The following is a 5,546-nucleotide window of genomic DNA, read 5'->3' on the forward strand; positions in this document are numbered from 1 at the left end:
CCTTGAGGGACTCTGAGTCCCTCAAGGAGGCCCCCACGGACCATTACCCGCGCCGGGTCAGGCGGTGAGGAGCGCGTCGTTCGAGGAGGACTGGCGCTGCTCCCGCTTACGCCAGAAAAGTGCGTGGTCCAGCGAGATGCGGCCGGGATTGAAGCCGAGCGCGAGCCCGGCGACGGCGAGGACCAGCACGAGTTCGTAGCCGCCCTGGCCGGTGAGGCCGTTGTCGATGTGCACCGAGAGTAGTGCGCCGATCGACACGACGACGTAGCCGAGTCCGACGAGCGGCGTCAGGAACCCGACGATGAACGCGATCGACCCGAGGATCTCGACCGTGATCGCGAAAACGGCCGCGACCGTCGGCAGCGGCATGCCGACCTTCTCCATGAAGCCCGCCGTCCCGGTGATGCCGTTGTCCCATTTCTGCAGGCCATGGGCGAGGAAGACCACCGCAACCCCGATCCTGCCCAGCAGCAGGGTGACGTCCTTGACGCGTGCGAACATGCGGTACTCCAGCTCCACGATTCGGTGAAAGTTCAACTGACCCGGCCCACGGTAGGCGAGCGAGCGCCCCGGACGGGACTTCAGCGAGTCATCGACAGGAAACCGACAGGAACCGTCAGGTAACTCGCTGTCCTCCGCAAGCGCTTGCCGCTACCGTGGTATCCGGAAACCCGTTCCCGATGCGAGGAGAAGCCCCGATGCGCCGACAGACCGTCGTTCACCCCGGACCCGGCCTGTTCACCGCATCTTCGAGGACCTCGCACCGTCATGAAAACCCTGAACATCGGAATTCTCGCGCATGTCGACGCCGGTAAGACCAGCCTGACCGAGCGCCTGCTCTTCGAGGCGGGCGTGATCAGCCACCTCGGCAGCGTCGACGGCGGCGACACCCAGACCGACTCGCTCGCTCTCGAACGCCGTCGCGGGATCACCATCAAATCCGCGGTCGTCGCGTTTACCGCGGGTGACCGCCGCGTCACGATCGTCGACACCCCCGGCCACGCGGATTTCATCGCCGAGGTCGAACGCGCCCTGCGCGTGCTCGACGGGGCCGTCCTGGTCGTCTCGGCCGTCGAAGGCGTCCAGGCGCAGACCCGGGTACTGATGCGTACCCTCACCCGGCTCGGCATCCCCGTGCTGATCTTCGTCAACAAGATCGACCGGATGGGCGCGAACGACGTCGAGTTGCTGCGTGCCATCCGGGAAAAGCTCTCGCCGCGCGCCATCGCGTTGAGCACGGTCACCGGCATCGGCACGCCCGGCGCCGTCAGCGCACCGCGTACCCTCGAGGACCCGGCGTTCGCCGAAGAACTCGGCGAGGTGCTCGCCGAGGGCGACGACGCGTTCCTTGAGTCCTTTGTGGATGACGAGGTTCGGCTCAGTGAAGCGGATTTCCACACCGAGCTGGCTCGTCAGGTGAGCCGCGGCGACGTGTATCCCGTCCTCTTCGGATCGGCGATCACCGGCACCGGCGTCGCCGACCTGGTCACCGCTGTCCGCGAGCTGTTCCCCGCCACCGAAGGCACCGGCGAGGGAACGCTACGTGCCACGGTGTTCAAGATCGAGCGAGGACGCGCCGGCGAAAAGATCGCCTACGCCAGGCTGCGTTCCGGCTCACTCACCGCACGGCAGAACATTTCCTTCTACCGCAGGGAAAGCGGTGGGAACGTTGTCGAGCTGAGCGGCCGGGTGTCCGCGGTGCGAGTGATCGGCCAGGAAACCGCCGCGGCGGTTTCCGGGGACATCGCACGGATCCGCGGTCTCCGCGACGTCCGTATCGGCGACCAGCTCGGTACCGCGGACGCGTTGCCGACACGGGGTTTCTTCGCTCCGCCGAGCCTGGAAACCGTCGTGATCCCCGAGCGTCCCGACCAAGCGTCGGCGCTCTACACGGCGTTGGAGCGGCTTGCCGAGGCGGACCCGTTCATCGGCACCCGGCGTCATCCGGACACCGGTGAAATCTCGGTCCGGCTCTACGGCGAGGTACAGAAGGAAATCGTCAAATCGACACTGGCCGAGGAATTCGGCGTCGCGGTGTCCTTCGCCGAAACCCGCACACTCTTCGTCGAACGGCTCGTCGGCCATGGCGACGCCGTGCAGGAAATGGACCCGGACGAGCGGTTGTACTTCTGGGCGACGGTCGGCATTCATGTCGAACCGGCCCCGCCCGGCTCCGGCGGGACGTTCGGGCTTTCGGTCGAACTCGGCTCCCTGCCGCTGGCATTCCACAAGGCGATCGAGGAAACGGTCGCGCAGACCCTCCAGCAGGGCCTGTACGGCTGGGAGGTGATCGACTGCGCGGTCACGCTGACGCGCACGGCGTACTTCAGCCCGGTCAGTGCCGCGGGAGACTTCCGCAAGATGACGCCGCTGGTGCTGATGGAAGCGGTGAAACAGGCCGGAACCCGGGTGTACGAGCCGGTCAACCGGTTCGAGCTGGAAATTCCGGCGCACTGCTTCAGCGCAGCGCTGCTGAAACTGGCCGAGTTGGGGGCTGTTCCTGGTGAGCCGGAGGTCGGGCCGTCGTCGTGCACCGTGCGGGGCAGCATCCCGGCGAGCCGCGTGGCCGAGTTCGAGCAAGCGCTTCCCGGACTCGCCCAGGGCGAAGGCGTGTTCCTCAGCGAGTTCGAGGAGTACCGCCCCTACCCCGGCCCGCCGCCGTCCCGGTCCCGGACCGACGCGAATCCCCTGGACCGCAAGGAATACCTCCTCAGAACGCTGCGCAGGCAGTGAGCGGTGAGCCGGCCGCCGCCGAGGCGGTGGCCGGCTCGGTGCCGCCCCTGAGGTCGCACCCCGGGGATCACCCGGGGTTCGTGACCGGGCCGCCGGAACCGCGCTACCCCATACCCGGGGAACCCTTGCCGCCTTCGCCCATACCGGGGTCACCCTTACCGCCCTCGCCCATACCGGGGTCGCCCGCACCGGCGAGGTGCACCACACCGGACGGGCTGTTCACCTGGTGCGCCGACACGGCCGAAGCGACCGAGGAAGCGGCGACGAGGCCGAGGGCGGCCAGGCCCGCGATCGCGAAGGACTGGACCACTCGGGTCTTCTTCATTTCTCCTCCAAGACGTGCTGGACGACGAGGACGTTTCTCCCACACCGCGCCGGACAGCCGCGTCTCGGTGGGAAGAAAGTCTTCTCATCCCAGCCCGAAAGTACTTCCTGGCCAGCCTCGGAGGACGCTCTACGCCTTGACCGCCTTCAAGGCGTAGAGCAGCGGGATGCGCGGCGCGGAATCCGGCAGCCGCCACCAGCCGCCGTCGGCGGGCACCATGTTCTCCCAGCGCGGCCACGGCAGCAGCTCGCTCTCCCGCAGGCCGGTGATCGCGAACCCGGCACCGACGAGCGCCGTGATCAGCTCGCCGAACCCGTGCCGCCATTCGTAGATCGTGGTCGCCTCTTGGAGCGCGGGACCATCGGTGTACGTACGGGACGCGTCGCGCTCCAGCGCACCCCTCCCCTCCAGATAATCGTGACGCAGCAACAGTTCCTGTCCCTCGCCGGGACCGGGCTCCGGGCCGAGCGCGTTCAGCACCGGATGGAAGTCGACGACGTAGAGCATGCCGCCCGGCCGCAACAGCCCGGCCACCACCGAGGCCCAGCGCGTCAAGTCGGGCAGGTAGAACACCGATCCTTTGCCGGTGTAGACGATGTCGAACCGGTTGCCGCCGAATGCATCGACGGCGTCATAAACGTTGGCGCGCACGTATTCGACGTCGAGCCCGGCCTCGCGCGCTATACGCTTCGCCGCTTCCACCGCCTCACCGGAGAAATCGAGTCCGGCCGTCCGCGCTCCTTTTCGCGCGAAGGCGATCGTCTCAGTCCCGAGATGACATTGCAGGTGAACGAGATCGCGGCCGGCCAGCTCCCCGAGGTCCTCCCATTCGAACGGCAGGAACCACTGATCGGGATCGCGGGACTCGCCCACGCCGTAGAACCGGCTCGCCACGTGAATCGGCGTGCGCTCGTCCCAGTTCGCTTCGTTCGTCGCCATCATCTCGGTGGTCGCGCTGTCGAAGTCCATCCGACATCCTTACCATGTAACGCTCTCAGCGAACGAGGTCGTCTTCGGCGGCCGAAGCTGCTTATCTTCGGAGACAGGAGATCACTCCGGCGTTCACCGATCGAGAGCAGGCAACAGATGACGTCCACCTTGGCACCCGAGCTGCACGCCTCCACCGCGAGCCCTTCCCTGGACGACTCGGTCTACGAGCAGTTGCTGCGCGACCGCGTCGTCTTCCTCGGCTCGGAGGTCACCGACGAGGTGGCGAACCGGATCGTCGCACAGCTCCTGCTGCTCGCCGCCGACGCGCCGTCGAAGGACATCAGGTTCTACATCAACTCGCCCGGTGGTTCGGTTTCCGCGGGCATGGCCATCTACGACACGATGCGGCTGATCCAGCCGGACGTGTCGACCTGGGGGCTCGGCTTCGTCGCGTCCATGGGCCAGTTCCTGCTGTCCTCCGGCACGCCGGGCAAGCGATTCCTGTTGCCCAACACCAGGATCGTGATGCACCAGCCGTCGGCGGGCATCGGCGGGGCGGCCACCGACATCGCGATCCAGGCCGAGGTCTTCGGGAAGATGAAGCAGCGCATCGCGGAGATCACCGCACAGCAGACCGGCCAAACGGTGGAACGCATCACCGCGGACGCCGACCGGGACCGCTGGTTCGACGCCGAAGAGGCGCTGGCATACGGCTTCGTGGACCACATCGTCGCCAGCGAACGGCCTACCGCGTGACTTTCGGGGCCCCATAAGACAATTCGGACACCGTACTGTGCCGTTCGTTACCAATCCGACCACAGCCACGGCGGAAACGGGTCCCTGCGAGCAGATCAGCTGCGGCCCGTGTCCGCCTGCTTCTGGCCGGATCGGTAACACCGGGGAGATCGATTTCGACCGCTGGGGCATGAACCTGTTCCAGGCCGCACTCATGGCCCTGCCGCTGGCCGCACTGGCCGCGACCGTCGTGTCCACCCCGGCACGGGTACCGGCGCCACCCATCCCGATGATCACGGTGACCATCGGCGCGCTCGGAGCGCGGCAGATCACCTTCACCGACCCGATGGCGCCCGGCGGTCTCCGGCGCGAAGAACTGACCCCGCACAGCGCGAAATCGTTCAAGGTCAAGATTCCGCTCGGCATGACCATCACCGTGACGCTCTCGGGCTTCGACGGCCATCCGGTCACCGAGTGCAGCATCGGCGACGAAACCGAGGGGCAGGTGTACGTGCGGGGGACGGATTCCTGCTCCTATGTGGCCGGCGAACTCGTGGGGTGATTCACCCCGTCACCCACCCGCCTAGCGGTTATGCGCACCCCGCCATGTCACTTAGCGTCGAACGCGCGGGGTGTACATGCGAAGGGAGCGAACATGCACGGGTGCTGCTCGAAGTGCACGGGTCAGGGCTGCGGCTGCTGCGGCAACTGCAACTAGTTCCACGTCCTCGGCAGACGTGGCCATTTCGTAAGAAACCAACCGGCTGTGGGGGGGGGGGGTGGGGGGGACGAGAAGAAGACACGGGGTGGGGTGTTTGAGGGG

The 5,546-nt window shown here is 66.9% G+C and carries 6 protein-coding genes; 3 read left to right on the forward strand and 3 right to left on the reverse strand.

What is annotated here, in order from left to right; genetic code table 11:
* Positions 1-57 precede the first annotated feature (57 nt).
* Positions 58-501 (reverse strand): DoxX family protein, encoded by a 444-nt coding sequence (locus ACFWX1_RS46395; RefSeq protein WP_378396331.1) that lies wholly within the window; start codon positions 499-501, stop codon positions 58-60.
* A gap of 267 nt (positions 502-768) precedes the next feature.
* Here ACFWX1_RS46395 and ACFWX1_RS46400 point away from each other — a divergent pair, with 267 nt between their 5' ends.
* Complete coding sequence (locus tag ACFWX1_RS46400) at positions 769-2,733, forward strand: GTP-binding protein (RefSeq protein ID WP_378396332.1); 1,965 nt, start codon at positions 769-771, stop codon at positions 2,731-2,733.
* Between the two features lie 103 nt (positions 2,734-2,836).
* On the opposite strand, the gene ACFWX1_RS46405 is transcribed toward ACFWX1_RS46400, so the two are convergent.
* Positions 2,837-3,058: a hypothetical protein gene (locus tag ACFWX1_RS46405; RefSeq protein ID WP_378396333.1), complete on the reverse strand. Its 222-nt coding sequence runs from the start codon at positions 3,056-3,058 to the stop codon at positions 2,837-2,839.
* A gap of 129 nt (positions 3,059-3,187) precedes the next feature.
* Positions 3,188-4,027: a class I SAM-dependent methyltransferase gene (locus ACFWX1_RS46410; protein ID WP_378396334.1), complete on the reverse strand. Its 840-nt coding sequence runs from the start codon at positions 4,025-4,027 to the stop codon at positions 3,188-3,190.
* 117 nt (positions 4,028-4,144) lie between these two features.
* On the opposite strand from ACFWX1_RS46410, the gene ACFWX1_RS46415 reads away from it, so the two are divergent.
* A complete protein-coding gene (locus ACFWX1_RS46415) occupies positions 4,145-4,744 on the forward strand; it encodes a ClpP family protease (protein WP_378396335.1) in 600 nt (199 codons plus the stop codon).
* 169 nt (positions 4,745-4,913) lie between these two features.
* Positions 4,914-5,285, forward strand: coding sequence for a hypothetical protein (locus ACFWX1_RS46420; RefSeq protein ID WP_378396336.1), 372 nt, complete (start codon positions 4,914-4,916; stop codon positions 5,283-5,285).
* Positions 5,286-5,546: the final 261 nt, after the last annotated feature.

Origin of the sequence: Amycolatopsis sp. NPDC059021 (genome assembly GCF_042739895.1) — a bacterium.
Classification (GTDB): Bacteria; Actinomycetota; Actinomycetes; order Mycobacteriales; family Pseudonocardiaceae; genus Amycolatopsis.